This window comes from Amycolatopsis sp. NBC_01307 (genome assembly GCF_035975215.1).
Classification (GTDB): Bacteria; Actinomycetota; Actinomycetes; order Mycobacteriales; family Pseudonocardiaceae; genus Amycolatopsis.
Window position 1 is genome coordinate 4144502 of sequence record NZ_CP108403.1, and the last position, 15618, is coordinate 4160119.

Here is a 15618-nt window from a genome sequence, read left to right on the forward strand (position 1 = left end):
CCGCTACACCCCCGCGCGCGACACGCGCTACATACCTACGTCGGGTATCCGGCGAAAGATAACGAGACGCTCACGTTCAGGGCCGGATCGTAACTATCGGATTGTTCGCCGGGCGCGAAATGAACCGTCCGCTCCCCTTATGCTGCGCCGACGACGGGCGTAATGACTCATGAAGGGCAGTAGCGGCAAGTGGTTTCGACGAGAACTCCATCGAGCGAGCGGCGGGCGAGCGGCCCGCGGAACCGGCGGCTCCCCGCCCCAGGCGAGGCGGGACCACGGTGATCGGGTTCCTCCTGCGCCGGCTCGTCAACTACATCGCGCTCTGCCTGGTCGCCACGTTCGCGGCGTTTTCCCTGGCCTCGCTGGCTTTCAGCCCGCTCGACGGGCTCAAGCTGCGCAACCCGCCGCCCCCGCAGGCGACGATCGACGCCAAGGCCGCGGAGCTCTACCTGAACCAGCCGATCCCCGAGCGGTTCTTCACCTGGCTCGGCGGGGTCCTGCAGGGCAACTTCGGGCGCACCATCACCGACCAGCCGATCACCGACGAACTGCTGCGCCGGATGGGCGTCAGCCTGCGGTTGTTCGTCCTGGGCATCACCATCGGCATCGTGATCGGCGTGCTGGTCGGCGTGGTCAGCGCCATCCGCCAGTACAAGATCAGCGACTACCTCGCGACGACGTTCTCCTTCGTGGTGCTCTCCACCCCGGTCTTCGTGATCGCGACGATCCTCAAGGCCGGCGCCCAGTCGGTGAACGACAACCTGCTCGACGGCTACCAGTTCTTCATCGTCCAGGGCGAGAACTCCAGCGGGCTGAGCGGCGGCTTCGGGGAGGCGCTGCTCGACCGCGTGCAGCACCTGATCGTGCCGACACTGGCGATCGTGCTCACCCAGGTCGCCTACTACAGCCGCTACCAGCGCTCGGCGATGCTCGACGTGCTCGGCTCGGACTTCCTGCGGACCGCGCAGGCCAAGGGCCTGACCCGGCGCCGCGCGCTGTTCAAGCACGGCCTGCGCACCGCGCTGATCCCGATGGCGACGCTGTTCGCGTTCGGGTTCGGCCTGCTCATCACCGGCGGCATCTTCACCGAGAAGATCTTCGGCTGGTACGGCATGGGCGACTGGCTGGTCACCGGGATCCAGAAGCAGGACACCAACATCGTGGCGACGGTGACGCTGTTCATCGCCGTCTGCGTGCTGTTCGCCGGCTGGCTGTCGGACGTGCTGTACGCCGTGCTCGACCCGAGGGTGAGGATCTGATGTCCGCCTCCGTGAACGAAGCCGAGGCGACCGCCACCCCCGCGGGCGCCCCCGTCGACCTGGCGGCCGGCCCGGCCGCGGCGGGTGCCGGGCGCGGCAAGCTCGTGCTGCGCCGCTTCCTGCGCAACCGCGCGGCCGTCGCCGCACTCGCCCTGATCGTGCTGTTCTACCTGCTGGCGTTCACCTACACCTGGTACTCGCCGTGGGCCTACGACGAGCTGGACCCGACGTCGTACCTGCTGCCACCGGACGGCTCGCACTGGTTCGGCACCAACCAGATCGGCGGCGACATGTTCGCGCAGACCATGCGCGGGCTGCAGAAGTCGCTGACCATCGGGCTGCTGGCCGCGTTGTTCTCCACCGGCGTCGCCTCGGTCGTCGGGGCCGCGGCGGGCTACTTCGGCGGCTGGACCGACCGGATCTCCATGTGGGTCGTCGACCTGCTGCTGATCCTGCCGCCGTTCCTGATCATCTCGATCCTCTCGCCGGCCTTCCGCGGCAAGACCTGGCTGATCCTGGTCGGGCTGATCGCGTTGTTCCAGTGGATGATCACCGCCCGGATCGTCCGCGGCATGACGCTGACCCTGCGCGAGCGGGAGTTCGTCAAGGCCGCCCGGTTCATGGGCCAGCCGGCGCGGCGGATCATCGCCAAGCACATCGTGCCGAACATGGCCTCCCTGCTCATCATCGACGCCACGATCAACGTCGGCGTCGCGATCATCACCGAGACGTCGCTGTCGTTCTTCGGCTTCGGGGTGCAGGCCCCGGACGTCTCGCTCGGCACACTGATCGCGGCCGGGTCCGACGCGGTCCGCACGTTCCCGTGGCTGTTCTACATCCCGGCGGGCTTCCTCGTCGTCACCGTGCTCGCGGTGAACTTCGCCGGGGACGGCCTGCGCGACGCGCTGGACCCGGCGTCGAGCCGGTCGCGGCGCAAGGAGCGCAAGCGCGTCGAGGCCGCCACGAAGACCACCACCGTTTCCGCTGGAGCCGTTTCATGAGCAGCACCGCACTCGCCCTGGGCGCGGAGACCGGGAAGCCGACCGGGACCGTGCTGGAGGTGGCCGGCCTCGACGTGTCGTTCCCGTCCGAGTCGGGCCGGGTGCACGCCGTGCGCGGGCTGTCCTACCAGGTCGCCGCGGGCGAGGTCCTCGGCATCGTCGGCGAGTCCGGCTCGGGCAAGTCCGTGTCCTCGCTGGCGGTGCTGGGCCTGCTGCCACCGCAGGCGCGGATCTCCGGGTCGATCCGGTTCCAGGGCAGCGAGATCATCGGCCGCTCCGACACCGAGCTGTCCCGGCTGCGCGGCAAGAAGATCTCGATGGTTTTCCAGGACCCGCTGTCCGCGCTCACCCCGGTCTACCCGGTCGGCGCGCAGATCGCCGAAGCCCTGCTGGTGCACGGCAAGGGCGTGGTCACCAAGGCGCAGGCGAACGCCCGCGCGGTCGAGCTGCTGGACCTGGTCGGGATCCCGAACGCCGCGCAGCGCGCGAAGGCGTTCCCCCACGAGTTCTCCGGCGGCATGCGGCAGCGGGCGGTGATCGCCATCGCGATCGCCAACGACCCGGACCTGATCATCGCCGACGAACCGACGACCGCGCTGGACGTCACCGTGCAGGCGCAGGTGCTGGAGGTGCTCAAGACCGCGCAGGAGGTCACCGGCGCCGGCATCGTGATCATCACCCACGACCTCGGCGTGGTCGCCGGGTTCGCCGACCGGCTGATGGTGATGTACGCCGGGCGCGCGGTCGAGCAGGGTCCGGTGGAGACGATCTACGCCCGGCCGCGGATGCCCTACACCCTCGGGCTGCTGGGCTCGATCCCCCGGGTGGACGCGCACGAGAAGCAGCCGCTGGTGCCGATCGAGGGCCAGCCGCCGTCGCTGGTCAGCCTGCCGCCGGGCTGCCCGTTCTCGCCGCGCTGCCCCCTGGTGACCGACGAGTGCACCGCGGCGGAACCGGAGCTGCTCACCATCACGGCCGGACGCCCCGACGCCGGCGTCGACACCGCACACCGCGCGGCCTGCATCCACACCGACGTCCTCGACCGGCCGGACGCCGGCGCGGCCGAGGTCTACGGCGCCGAGCTGGTCGGCGAACCGCCGCTGGCGGCGCTGCCGCGAGTCGAGCGCACGACCGTGCTCGACGTCCGGGACCTGGTCAAGCACTACCCGGTGACCAAGGGCCAGATCCTCAAGCGGCGGGTCGGCAGCGTGCAGGCCGTCGACGGGATCAGCTTCGACATCGTCGAGGGCGAAACCCTCGGCCTGGTCGGCGAATCCGGCTGCGGGAAGTCCACCACGCTGATGGAGATCCTCGAGCTGGTGAGCCCGGCCGCGGGCTCGGTCGCCGTGCTCGGCAAGGACGTCGCGAAGCTCGACGCCAAGGCCCGCAAGGCGATCCGGCGGGACCTGCAGGTGGTCTTCCAGGACCCGATGGCCGCGCTGGACCCGCGGCTGCCGATCGGCGACATCATCGCCGAGCCGATGCGGGTGCACGGCTACGACCGGGCCGCGATCGACAAGCGGATCCCCGAACTGCTGAGCCTGGTGGGGCTGCGGGCGGAGCACGCCGAGCGCTACCCCGCGGAGTTCTCCGGCGGGCAGCGCCAGCGCATCGGGATAGCCCGGGCGCTCGCCCTGGAGCCGAAGCTGATCGTGCTCGACGAGCCGGTCTCGGCACTGGACGTGTCCATCCAGGCGGGCGTGATCAACCTGCTCGACGAGCTGAAGGCGAAGCTCGGCCTGTCGTACCTGTTCGTCGCGCACGACCTGTCGGTGGTGCGCCACATCGCCGACCGGGTCGCGGTGATGTACCTGGGCAAGATCGTCGAGATCGGCGACGTCCGCACCGTGTTCGAGCAGCCGCAGCACCCCTACACCCAGGCGTTGCTGTCCGCGATCCCGATCCCGGACCCGGTCAAGGAACGCGAGCGGACCCGGATCATCCTCACCGGCGACCTGCCCAGCCCGGCGGACCCGCCGTCGGGCTGCCGGTTCCGGACCCGCTGCTTCGTGTTCGCCCAGCTCTCCGACGAGGACCGCACGCAGTGCGTCGAGGTCGAGCCGCCGCGCGAACCGCGCGCCGCCGACCACGACGTCGCCTGCCACCACGCCCAGACCCGCGAAGTCGTGTAGCCACGCATCCGTTGGCACACAGGAAAAGAGAGGTACCCGATGAACCGACGGAGGATGGCTGCCGTCATCGCCCCGGTGGTGGCGCTGACCCTCGCCCTCGCCGCCTGCAGTGGCAGCTCTGGTGGCGGGAACAACGCGCTCCAGGACCAGGGCGCCCAGGGCGTGAAGACGGCCGACATCAACGAGAAGCCGCTCGACCAGGTCAAGGACGGCGGCGACTTCAAGTGGCCGGTCGACCAGCTGCCCGACAACTGGAACGTCAACCAGGTCGACGGCACGCCGCTGGACGGCCAGAGCATGTTCGGCGCGGTCTTCCCGTACGTCTTCACGCAGAACGCCGACGCGACGGTCAGTGAGAACCCGAACTACGTCACGTCGGTCAAGCTCGTGAGCACCGACCCGCAGGTCGTCGAGTACAAGCTCAACCCGAAGGCCAAGTGGAGCAACGGCCGCGCGTTCTCCTGGGAGGACTTCGCCGCGCAGGCCAAGGTGCTCAACGGCAAGGACCCGGCCTACGAGGTCTCGCAGACCACCGGCTACCAGGACATCGCGAAGGTCGAGAAGGGCACCGACGACCTCGACGTGAAGGTCACCTTCGCGAAGAAGTTCGCGGAGTGGAAGTCGCTGTTCATCCCGCTGTACCCGAAGGAGCTCAACGCCGACGCGGAGACCTTCAACAAGTCGTTCGCGACCGAGCCGAAGATCACCGCTGGCGTGTTCAAGGTGCAGAAGATCGACCAGACCGCGAAGACCGTGGTCCTCGAGCGCGACCCGAACTGGTGGGGCACCCCGGCGAAGCTCGACACGGTCACGTTCAAGAAGGTCGAGCGCCCGGCGCTGGCGGACGCGTTCGCCAACGGCCAGATCGACTTCTACAACCTCAACAACGACGTCAACGCGTTCAAACGCGCGCAGGGCGACCCGAACACGGTCATCCGCCAGTCCACCTACCCGGACTACACGCACGTGACCTTCAACGGCGCGAGCTCGTCGATCCTGGCCGACAAGGACCTGCGGCTGGCGATCTTCCGGGGCATCGACACGGTCGCCATCTCGAAGGCGATCCTCGGGCAGATGCAGAAGGACACCCAGCCCCTGGGCAACCACATCTTCCTCAAGGGCGCCAAGGAGTACGTCGACAACTCCGGGCCGTACAAGTTCGACGTCGAGGCCGCGAAGAAGCAGCTCGACCAGCTCGGCTGGAAGACCGCCGGTGACTTCCGCGCGAAGGACGGCAAGGAGCTGAAGGTCCGGCTGATCATCCCGATCGGCACGCCGATCAGCCAGCAGACCGGGCAGATCATGCAGTCGCAGCTCAAGGCCATCGGCGTGAACCTGGACATTCAGGCCGTGCCGAGCACCGAGTTCTTCAAGAACTACGTCAACGTCGGCAACTTCGACATGACGCTGTTCCGCTGGATCTCGACGGCGTTCCCGATCGGCGGCGGCCAGGGCATCTACTACAACGACCCGAAGAACATCGGCCAGAACTACGGCCACATCGGTGACGACAAGATCAACCAGCTCTACGACACCGCGGCCCAGGAGCTGGACGACAGCAAGCGGGCCGCCGACCTGAACGAGGTCGACAAGGAGATCTGGGCGGTCGGGCACCAGCTGCCGATCTTCCAGTCGGTCGGCGCGTTCGCCGTCCGCAAGACGGTCGCGAACTACGGTTCGCCCGGCTTCGCGAACACCCCGTACGACTTCGCGAAGATCGGTTTCGTGAAGTAGCGGTTCCCTGCGAAGGCGGGCGGTGTTCGCACCGCCCGCCTTCCGTACCCGAGGCAGTGGTGAAGACTCTCCTGACGCTCCGGCCCGTCCGGCACATCCTCCTGACGAGCGCGCTGGCCCTGCTGGCCTGCGCGCTCGTGTTCGCGGTGCAGCTGGCCGGGTACGCCGCCGCGGCCGGCGAGCTGCGCGGGATGACGGCCCGTTCGACCGCGACCGTCGTCCGCCTCGACGGTGATTCCGCGCTGATCCGCTTCGCCCTGGCCGGCGGGTCGGCCGCGACGGCCACCGTCGCGGTGGACGTCCGGCCCGCACCCGGGAGCACCCTCCCGGTGTTCTACGACCCCGCCGACCCGGGCCGGGCGGCGATCCGCGGCGCGACCCCGCTGGTGACGACCGATCGGACGACCACGTACGCGACGGCGACCGTCGTCGCCGCGGCGGGCGTGCTCGCGGTGGACGTCCTGGTGCTGCTGACCCGGTTCGTCCGGGTGGGCGGCGGCACCCGCCGGACCGTGCCGATCCGGCGGGTGAAGGTGCAGCGCGGACTGCTGACCCGGTCGTGGCTGGAGCTGGAGACGCCCACGCCGTCCTGGCTCCCGGTGTACTTCTCCCCCGCGCTGATCGGCCTGGCCACCCCGGCGGTCGCCGAACTGACCGGCGACCGCCGGGTACTGGTGCGCGTGGGCGGCACAACGTTCCACCCCGCGGGCGGCCTCCGCACCACCGAGCCCCGCGGCCGTCGCCTCGACAACCCGGCCGAGCCGGACGCCGAGCGGGCGGCGGCGGCCCGTCGCCCGGTCACCTTGCGCCACCAGCTGCGGACGGACCTGCCGGTGCTGGCCGTCGCCCCGGTGGTCGGCGTGTTCTGGGCCCTGGTCGACGGCACCGAGGTGGCGGGCTGGCTGGCGGTGACCGTCCTGGTCGCGGCGTTCGGCTTCTGGTGGGCCGCCCTGCGCGGCTCCGACCCGTCCTAGACCCCGCGCACTTCGGCCCAGTGCCCGGGCCGCTGCGGCTCCCCCAGGCCCACACCTTCGGGCCACGTCCGGACCGCGCGGACCTCGGTGCGAGCGTGCGCCCCGGCGAAGCGGAACGCACCCGCCGTCGCGCCGGTGAAGTCGGTGTGACTGCCGAAACGAGCGTCCGGGAACCGGGCTTCGGCGCCGAACCGCGCGTCGCGGAACGTCGTCGGACCCGCGAAACCCGCGCCCAGGAACGAAACGCCGGCCGCGAACTCCGCACCGGTGAAGTCGGTGCGGGCCGAGAAGCGAGCCCCGGAGAACCGGGTGCTGTCGCCGGCGCTCATCCCCGCGAACGACGTGTTGCACGCGAACGTGGCACCTTCGAAATCCGCGCCCCTGCGGAAGCGGGTGCCGCCGAAGAACGCGTGGTACTCGAACCGGGATTGTTCGAAGGTCACCGAGCCGGTGAAGACGACGTCGTCGAACCGCGCGTTGCCGAGGAACCGCGTGCCGTGGAACCCGGCATCGCGGATCTCACACCCGCGCAGGTCCGCGTAGACCAGGTCCTGGGCCTCTGCGCACAGGTCGATGCCGGGCCAGAACCCCGGTGTGCCCGGTCGCAGGTGTGCAGCGAGCAGCTGCCACAGATCGGCCGCGTACCACCGACCCCGCAGCAGCGCGATCACTTCGTCGACCCAGATCTGGCGCAGTGCGGGGTCCGACTGGGCCCGCTCCGCGAACTCCAGCAGCGGACCGGTCAGGTCTTCGGGTTCGTCCAGCACCAGCACCGATCCCGGCGGGGCCGGCACGACTTCGGCCCAGCCGCTGTCCCGGCGCGACAGCACCCAGGCCACGACCGCGCCTACGACGAGCGCGACGGTGACGAGCACCGGCAACGGGACGATGGTGGACATTCCGCCAGTGTGACCGCCGGGCCGCGGCGGCGACAGCGGATTAAAGTGGACCCGTGAGTCCAACCCAGGTGAAGCCCCTGACCGCGAAGGGCGCCGCGACGCGGCAGCGGATCATCGAAGGTGCGGCGGCCGAGATCCGCGAGCGCGGGGTCGCCGTCACGACCCTCGACGACGTCCGGGCGCGGACGGGCACCAGCAAGAGCCAGCTGTTCCACTACTTCCCCGACGGCAAGGACGAGCTGCTGCTGGCCGTGGCCCGGTTCGAGGCCGACCAGGTGCTGTCCGTGCAGCAGCCGCAGCTGGGCCGGCTGACGTCGTGGGCGGCGTGGCGGCGCTGGCGCGACACCGTCGTCTCGCACTACCGCGGCCGGGGGCAGCACTGCCCGCTCAACGTGCTGATCTCCCAGCTGGGCCGCGCCACGCCGGGGGCACAGGCGGTGGTCGGCGAGATGCTGCGGCAGTGGCAGGACGAGATCGCGGCCGGCATCCGTCACCTGCGTGACGCGGGCGAGGTGGCGCCGGACGTCGACGCGGAACGCACGGCGGCCGCCCTGCTGGCCGGTATCCAGGGCGGCGTGGTGGTGATGCTGTCGACCGGCCGCCTCGACCACCTCGAAGCGGCCCTCGACGTCGGCATCGAGAACCTGCGCGCGACGAAGGTCCCCAGGTAGCCGAAAGCCGTGAATGGCCCGTCGAGAGGCTTAGAGTCCCTCTATGGGCCATTCACGGCTTCAAAGCAACAGGTCAGACGTTCTTGATCGCCGAGATCTCGAACTCGAGGGTGACCTTGTCGCTCACCAGCACGCCACCGGTCTCGAGGGCGGCGTTCCAGGTGATGCCGTAGTCCTTGCGGCTGATCGTGGTGGAGCCCTCGAAGCCGACGCGGTCGTTGCCGAACGGGTCCTTGGCGGAGCCCTCGAACGAGAACGGGATGGTCACCGAACGGGTGACGTCCTTGACGGTCAGGTCGCCGGTCACGTCGAAGCTGGTCTCACCGGTCTGCTTGATCTCGGTGGTGGTGAAGGTGATGGTCGGGTACTCGTCCATCGACAGGAAGTCGTTGCTCTTCAGGTGCCCGTCGCGGTCCGCGTTGCGGGTGTCGATGCTGGTCGCCTGGATGGTCACCTGGGCGGACGACTTCTCCGGGGCGTCACCGTCGATCGTGGCGGTGCCGGTGAACTCGTTGAAGCTGCCGCGCACCTTGGTCACCATGGCGTGCCGGGCGTTGAACCCGATCCGCGAGTGGGCGGCGTCCAGGGTGTACTCACCGGTCAGCTGGGGGTAGGTGGTCGCGCTGGTCATGCTGTCTTCTCTCCTCGTGGTGGCGCCCCCCAGTGATTGAGGGCTCAACGACACTGTACTCATTTTTACTGGTTGCGCAAGCAAGCTTTCGCTAGACTCGCCGGTATGGGTGAACAGTCCGCGCTCGACCACGCCGAGGCCCCGTTCTGGCGGTCCCTGATGCGCATCACGACCGCGCTGCCGCGGGCGCTCGAAGACCAGTTCCTGCCCGAGACCGGCCTCGCGATCACCGACTACGGCGTGCTGGTCGCGCTGTCCGAGGCCCCGCACCGCACGCTCCGCATCTCCGCGCTGGCCGCGGCCACCGGTCTCTCGCTCAGCCGGATCAGCCGGGTCGTCGACGACCTCACCCGCCGCGGCCTGGCCGAGAAGCGCAAGTGCGCGGAGGACGGCCGCGCGTCCAACGCCGTGCTGACCGACGCGGGATTGGCCAGACTGGAGGCGGCCTACCCGACCCACCTCGCCCGCGCCCGGGCGTCGGTGTTCGACCACTTGAGTGCCGAAGACATCCGGACGGCCGGGCCGGTACTGGCCCGGCTGGCCGCGGCGCTGGACGTCACTCCCCCGACCGACGACTGCTGAGGAACCGATGACAGACGGCGAGTTCAAGCGCGACCTCAACTACATCCCCGACCGGATCACCGCCGACGGCCGTGACGGCTGGCCGGTCGAGGCCGGCCGCTACCGGCTGGTCGTGGCGCGGGCGTGCCCGTGGGCGAACCGCGCGGTGATCGTGCGGCGGCTGCTCGGCCTGGAACCCGCGCTGTCGATGGGCATGGCCGGCCCGGTCCACGACGAGCGGAGCTGGAGCTTCGACCTCGACCCCGGCGGGCGCGACCCGGTGCTCGGCATCGAGCGCCTGCAGGAGGCGTTCTTCAAGCGCGACCCGGAGTACCCGCGCGGCATCACGGTGCCCGCGTTCGTCGACGTCCCGACCGGCCAGGTCGTCACCAACGACTTCGCGCAGATGACCCTGGACATGTCCACCGAGTGGACGGCGTACCACCGCGACGGCGCGCCCGAGCTGTACCCGGACAAGCTGCGCGACGAGATCGACGACGTCGCGCGGAAGGTGTTCACCGACGTCAACAACGCGGTGTACCAGTGCGGGTTCGCCGGCTCGCAGGAGGCGTACGAGCATTCGTACAACAAGCTGTTCGCCCGCCTGGACTGGCTGTCCGAGCGCCTCACGGACCAGCGCTACCTGGTCGGCGACACGATCACCGAGGCCGACGTCCGCCTGTTCACCACGCTGGTCCGCTTCGACGCGGTCTACCACGGCCACTTCAAGTGCAACCGCCAGAAGCTGAACGAGCTGCCGGTGCTGTGGGCGTACACGCGCGACCTGTTCCAGACGCCGGGCTTCGGCGACACGATCGACTTCGCGCAGACGAAGGAGCACTACTACGTGGTGCACCGGAACATCAACCCGAGCGGCATCGTCCCAGTGGGCCCGGACCTGTCGGGCTTCCTCACCCCACACGGCCGGGAGCAACTGGGCGGCCACCCGTTCGGGGACGGCACGCCGCCGGGACCGCCGCTGGAGGCGGAGCGGGTGCCTAGCCTGGTGTGACGGCGTCGGCGTACCGCGCCGACAGCGTCCGCAGGCGTTCGACCAGCTCGGGTGGTGACTCCACCGTGAACGGGACGTCCAAGGTGGACACCACGAACGCGATGAGGTCGAAGGAGTCCGAAGCCAGCTCCAGCCGGCAGCTCCGGTCGTCGATCGGGGTGACGTCGCCGTCGACCCGGCCGCGGATTTCTTCGGCCGGAGCCGCCACGCGAAGCCGGGCGCGGTAGGGCCACAGCTCGCGGCCCATCGTGCGGGTCAGGTACGCCGTGAGGTCGCCGTCCGGCGGCTCGCGGTGGGTGAAGCGCGGGCCGTTCGGGGTGCGCAGGGTCAGCCGGTCGGCGCGGAACGTGCGCCAGGCCGCGCGGCCGGTGTCCCAGCCGACGAGGTACCAGCGGCGGCCCCACGAGACGAGCCGGTGCGGCTCGACGTCGCGGCGGGACTCGGTGCGGTCGTGGCTGACGTAGTCGAAGCGCAGCGTCTCCGCCGCGCGGATCGCCGCCGACACGGCGGTCAGCACGGCCGCCTCGACCACCGGGCCGCGGACCGGGAGCGCCAGCGAAGCCGCGTCGAAGGCTTCGACGCGGTGCCGCAATCGCGACGGCAGCACCTGCTCCAGCTTGTTCAGCGCCCGCAGCGACGCCTCCTCCAGCCCGGCGACGCCGCCGGACGTGGCGCCGTGCAGGCCGACCGCGACCGCGACGGCCTCGTCGTCGTCCAGCAGCAGCGGCGGCAGCTCGGCGCCGGCGCCGAGGCGGTAGCCGCCGACCGGGCCCATCGCCGCGTGCACCGGGTAGCCCAGCTCGCGCAGGCGGTCGACGTCGCGGCGAATGGTCCGCGTCGTCACGCTCAGGCGCTCGGCCAGCTCCGTGCCGGACCAGTCCCGGTGCATCTGCAGCAGCGACAGCAGCCGGAGCAGCCGGCCAGGGGTTTCCCGCATGCGTCCGAGAATGCCAGACGACTAGGACCGATCCTGTCCTACACGCGCGGAACGCTACGGCCATGGAACCCTTCCGCATCGACGTCCCGCAGGCCGACCTGGACGAGCTGCACCACCGGCTCGCCCGCACCCGCTGGCCCGGCGAGCTGCCCGGCGCCGGCTGGGCCTACGGCGTCAGCGAGCCCTACCTGGCCGAGCTGGCGGAGTACTGGCAGACGGGCTTCGACTGGCGCGCGCAGGAGGCGCGGCTCAACGCGTTCCCGCAGTTCACGACCACGATCGACGGCCAGCGTGTGCACTTCCTGCACGTCCGCTCGCCCGAGCCGGACGCGACGCCGCTGATCCTCACCCACGGCTGGCCGAGCACGGTGGCCGACTTCCTGGACGTCCTCGGCCCGCTCACCGACCCGCGCGCCCACGGCGCCGACCCGGCGGACGCGTTCCACGTCGTCGCGCCGTCGGTGCCGGGTTTCGCCTTCTCCGGGCCGACGACCGAGCCGGGCTGGAACACCCGCCGCATCGCGCGGGCGTGGGCCGAGCTGATGCGACGGCTGGGTTACGAGCACTACGGCGCCCAGGGCGGTGACTTCGGCAGCATCGTCTCCCCCGAACTGGGCCGGACGGCCCCCTCGCAAGTCCTCGGCGTGCACGTCAACGCCGTCGCGAACGCCGGCGTCCCGACCGCGCCCGGCGACCTCGACCGGCTGTCCGAAGAGGACCGCAAGCGGGCGCAGGAGAACCAGGTCTGGTGGTACGCGCATTCCGGCTACGCCACGCAGATGGCGACCCGGCCGCAGACGCTGGCGTACGCACTCAACGACTCCCCCGCCGGCCAGCTCGCGTGGAACCTCGAGTGGTTCGTCGACTGGGACCCGACGGCGACACAGCAGACACCGGTTTCACGCGACGCGATCCTGACGAACGTCACGACCTTCTGGCTCACCGGCACCGCGGGTTCGGCCGCGCGCCTCTACCTGGAGGCGGGCCAGGACGGCTGGGGCGAGCGCCCGCAGCCATCGGGCGTCCCGACAGCGGTGGCCAACTTCCGCGGCGACCACGCGATCCGCGGCCTGGCCGCACTGTCGAACAACATCACCCGCTGGACAGAGCACGACACCGGCGGCCACTTCGCCTCCCTGCAGGCGCCGGAGCTGCTGCTGCGGGACATCCGCGAGTTCTTCCGCAACCTTTAGTCCACAGTGGACACCGCGCCGTCGAGCAGGGGGCGTAGCTCCTCCACCACCGTGTCCAGCGGGGCGACGTCCTGGTGTGCCCGCGCCAGGATGATCGCGCCCTCCAACGTGCTCAGCATGAGCACCGCCAGCGAGACGCTGCGAGCCGCGGGGACGCCGAACTGCGACAGCGTTTCCGCCAGAGGTCGTTGCCAGCCCTCGAAAGCCTTGCCGACGGCGTCGCGCAGGCTCTCGCTCGTCGCTGCCGCGTCCGCGACCGTCGCCACCAGCGGGCAGCCCGCGTCGAAGCCCGTCGTGGTGAACTCGTCGCGCCACTGGGCGGCCATGGCCGCGAACAGCTTGCCCGGCGTCGGGTTCTCGAGCTTGGCCGCGAGCCGGGCCACGCGGCGGGCGGCGTACCCGCCCGCCCAGGCGACGGCTTCGGCCATCAGCTGGTCCTTACCGCCCGGGAAGTAGTGCTGCAGGGACCCCCGCGGCGCCTCGGCGTGCGCGACCACGTCCCGCATGCCCGTCGCCCCGACGCCCTGGATCCGCACCAGCTGCGCGGCGCTCAGCACGATCCGCTCGCGTGGTGTCCTCGTCATCGACGGCCTCCTTCATGACACTCGTCATGGTAGCCCAGGCGGGCACGACCAGCGCGAAGTCGCGCTCGCCGCGTTCGTAGGCGGGTACCGGGCGGAAGCCTTGGCGCAGCAGCAGCGTCTCGGCGCCGGCGTTCCCGGCCTGCACGGTCGCCCGCACCGTCCACCCCGGCCACCGCCCGGACGACTGCAGCCACCGGCTCAGCGCACCCCCGACCCCCTGCCGCTGCCACGCGTCGGCGACCAGGACGCCGAGCTCGGCCGTCCCGGGGGTCTCCGCGACGAAGTTGAGCAGCCCCACCGGAATCCTGCCGGACGTCGCCAGCAGCGCGACGCCGCCGGGCGGGCCGGCGAGCAGGAACCGGTGGTAGCGCCGGAAGATCTCGCCCGGCTCGGCCGGGCCGCCCATCATGAAGCGCCGCCGGAGACTGCCCGGCGAACAGGCCGCGACCAGCGCGGCCACGCACTCCCGGTCCGCCGGGCGGTCGCCCAGCTCCCGGATTTCTATGACGGCTGTCATAGTCCCATGAGAGCACGAAACGACCGAGCCCACACTATGACGGCCGTCATAGATCAGGTTCGCGCGAACGGCTCTCGACGAACGACCACGAAGGGAGACAAGCTGGAGCTGCGGAGATACCCGCGAGACCGGAAGGAGGAATGACCACTCCCTTCCACTACTAACGTATAGCGCACCCCGGGGCTTGCCGCAAGACCCAGGTCGTGCCGCAGAATCATCGGCCTCAGCCGGGATCTGCGGCTGGATTCGACCAAAACGGGGGTTCGCGAGTGCGTGTGTTGTTGTCGACGTACGGGTCACGAGGGGACGTCGAACCGCTGGTGGGGCTCGCGCTGACGCTGCGTGCCCGCGGCGCGGAAGTGCGGGTGTGCGCGCCCGCGGACGAGGATTTCGCGCGCCGGCTGGCCGGCGTCGGGGTGGCGTACGTGCCGGTCGGGCCGTCGGCGAAGGAGCTGACCCAGGCGGCACCGGCGCCGTCGTCGCTGCCCGAGCGGGCGGCGCAGCTGATCGCGGCCCAGTTCGACGTGGTGACCGAAGCGGCCGAGGGCTGCGACGTCCTGGTGGCGACCGGCATGCTGCCGACCGCGGCCGGCGCGCTGTCCATCGCCGAACTGCTGGGCGTCCGCTCGGTGTTCGTCGCCTTCCAGAGTTCCACGCTGCCGTCCCCGCACCACGCGCCGCTGGCGTACGCGGGCCGGCCGTTCCCGCCGGAGGTGACCGACAACCGGGCGTTGTGGGACCTGGACGCCGAGAGCGTGAACGCGCTGTTCGGGGCGGCGCTCAACACCAGCCGGGTGGCGCACGGCCTGCCGCCGGTGGACCACGTCCGGGACTACGTCGTCGGCACCCGGCCGTGGCTGGCGACGGACCCGGTCCTGGATCCGTGGCGGGCCACGGACCTCGACGTCGTGCAGACCGGCGCGTGGATCGTGCCGGACGACCGCCCGCTCCCGGCCGAGCTGGACGCGTTCCTGGCCGCGGGCCCGCCGCCGGTCTACGTCGGCTTCGGCAGCATGCCCATGCACGCGGCGGCGGACGTCGCGCAGGTCGCCGTCGACGCCGTCCGCGCGCACGGGCGCCGGGTCCTCGTCCTCCAGGGCTGGGCCGACCTGGGCCTGGCCGACGACCGGGATGACTGCTTCGTGCTCGGCGAGGTCAACCACCAGGCGCTGTTCGGCCGGTGCGCCGCCGTCGTGCACCACGGCGGCGCGGGCACCACCACGACGGCCGCCCGCGCCGGCGTGCCCCAGGTCGTCGTCCCGCAGGCGACGGACCAGCCGTACTGGGCGAGCCGGGTCGCCGCCCTGGGCATCGGGGTGGCGCACGACGGACCGGCGCCGACCGTGACGTCCCTCTCGGCCGCGCTCGAGGTCGCGCTGGCGCCCGAAACCCGGGCGCGCGCGGAAGCCGTCACGATCCGCGCCGACGGGACGGCGGTGGCCGCCGACCTGCTCTTCGCCCGGGCCGCGAGGCCCACGACCGTGTGAACCACCGGTGATCTTCGTGCCGGGGG

General features: G+C 70.9%; 15 protein-coding genes. 10 read left to right on the forward strand and 5 right to left on the reverse strand.

Going from position 1 to position 15618, the window contains the following annotated elements:
- Positions 1 to 278: 278 nt before the first annotated feature.
- Genes OG439_RS17380 through OG439_RS17400 form a run of 5 tightly spaced genes read left to right on the forward strand, consistent with a single transcriptional unit; the run spans position 279 to position 7100 of the window.
- Positions 279 to 1259, forward strand: a complete 981-nt coding sequence (locus OG439_RS17380; RefSeq protein ID WP_326950393.1) for an ABC transporter permease — start codon at positions 279 to 281, stop codon at positions 1257 to 1259.
- Positions 1259 to 2260, forward strand: a complete 1002-nt coding sequence (locus tag OG439_RS17385; protein ID WP_326950394.1) for an ABC transporter permease — start codon at positions 1259 to 1261, stop codon at positions 2258 to 2260. The genes OG439_RS17380 and OG439_RS17385 overlap by 1 nt, the downstream gene beginning before the upstream one ends.
- On the forward strand, positions 2257 to 4392 hold the full coding sequence (locus tag OG439_RS17390) for an ABC transporter ATP-binding protein (RefSeq protein ID WP_326950395.1): 2136 nt from the start codon (positions 2257 to 2259) through the stop codon (positions 4390 to 4392). Before OG439_RS17385 ends, OG439_RS17390 begins: the two co-directional genes overlap by 4 nt.
- Positions 4393 to 4446: 54 nt before the next feature.
- Positions 4447 to 6126, forward strand: a complete 1680-nt coding sequence (locus OG439_RS17395; RefSeq protein ID WP_326950396.1) for an ABC transporter family substrate-binding protein — start codon at positions 4447 to 4449, stop codon at positions 6124 to 6126.
- A 59-nt stretch (positions 6127 to 6185) separates the two neighbouring features.
- On the forward strand, positions 6186 to 7100 hold the full coding sequence (locus tag OG439_RS17400; RefSeq protein ID WP_326950397.1) for a hypothetical protein: 915 nt from the start codon (positions 6186 to 6188) through the stop codon (positions 7098 to 7100).
- Here the strand turns inward: OG439_RS17400 and OG439_RS17405 are convergent.
- Positions 7097 to 7999 (reverse strand): pentapeptide repeat-containing protein, encoded by a 903-nt coding sequence (locus OG439_RS17405; protein ID WP_326950398.1) that lies wholly within the window; start codon positions 7997 to 7999, stop codon positions 7097 to 7099. The two genes, OG439_RS17400 and OG439_RS17405, sit on opposite strands and share 4 nt — an antisense overlap.
- A gap of 53 nt (positions 8000 to 8052) precedes the next feature.
- On the opposite strand from OG439_RS17405, the gene OG439_RS17410 reads away from it, so the two are divergent.
- Entirely contained in the window at positions 8053 to 8670 is a 618-nt protein-coding gene (locus OG439_RS17410; protein WP_326950399.1) for a TetR/AcrR family transcriptional regulator, read from the forward strand.
- A 73-nt stretch (positions 8671 to 8743) separates the two neighbouring features.
- Here the strand turns inward: OG439_RS17410 and OG439_RS17415 are convergent, their stop codons facing one another.
- Positions 8744 to 9301, reverse strand: a complete 558-nt coding sequence (locus OG439_RS17415) for a YceI family protein (protein WP_326950400.1) — start codon at positions 9299 to 9301, stop codon at positions 8744 to 8746.
- Positions 9302 to 9406: 105 nt separating this feature from the next.
- Between OG439_RS17415 and OG439_RS17420 the strand changes: the two genes are divergently transcribed.
- Positions 9407 to 9883, forward strand: coding sequence for a MarR family winged helix-turn-helix transcriptional regulator (locus OG439_RS17420; RefSeq protein ID WP_326950401.1), 477 nt, complete (start codon positions 9407 to 9409; stop codon positions 9881 to 9883).
- A gap of 7 nt (positions 9884 to 9890) precedes the next feature.
- Positions 9891 to 10874, forward strand: a complete 984-nt coding sequence (locus OG439_RS17425; protein ID WP_326950402.1) for a glutathione S-transferase family protein — start codon at positions 9891 to 9893, stop codon at positions 10872 to 10874.
- Here the strand turns inward: OG439_RS17425 and OG439_RS17430 are convergent.
- Positions 10861 to 11811: a helix-turn-helix transcriptional regulator gene (locus OG439_RS17430; RefSeq protein WP_326950403.1), complete on the reverse strand. Its 951-nt coding sequence runs from the start codon at positions 11809 to 11811 to the stop codon at positions 10861 to 10863. The two genes, OG439_RS17425 and OG439_RS17430, sit on opposite strands and share 14 nt — an antisense overlap.
- Before the next feature lie 62 nt (positions 11812 to 11873).
- Between OG439_RS17430 and OG439_RS17435 the strand changes: the two genes are divergently transcribed.
- On the forward strand, positions 11874 to 13004 hold the full coding sequence (locus tag OG439_RS17435; RefSeq protein WP_326950404.1) for an epoxide hydrolase family protein: 1131 nt from the start codon (positions 11874 to 11876) through the stop codon (positions 13002 to 13004).
- Here OG439_RS17435 and OG439_RS17440 read toward each other — a convergent pair.
- The gene (locus tag OG439_RS17440; protein WP_442792337.1) at positions 13001 to 13561 is read right to left on the reverse strand and encodes a TetR/AcrR family transcriptional regulator; all 561 of its coding nucleotides are present in this window, start codon (positions 13559 to 13561) and stop codon (positions 13001 to 13003) included. The two genes, OG439_RS17435 and OG439_RS17440, sit on opposite strands and share 4 nt — an antisense overlap.
- Positions 13443 to 14105, reverse strand: a complete 663-nt coding sequence (locus OG439_RS17445; RefSeq protein WP_326950405.1) for a GNAT family N-acetyltransferase — start codon at positions 14103 to 14105, stop codon at positions 13443 to 13445. The genes OG439_RS17440 and OG439_RS17445 overlap by 119 nt, the downstream gene beginning before the upstream one ends.
- Before the next feature lie 269 nt (positions 14106 to 14374).
- Here OG439_RS17445 and OG439_RS17450 point away from each other — a divergent pair, with 269 nt between their 5' ends.
- Positions 14375 to 15592, forward strand: coding sequence for a glycosyltransferase (locus OG439_RS17450; RefSeq protein ID WP_326950406.1), 1218 nt, complete (start codon positions 14375 to 14377; stop codon positions 15590 to 15592).
- The last annotated feature ends 26 nt before the right edge of the window (positions 15593 to 15618 follow it).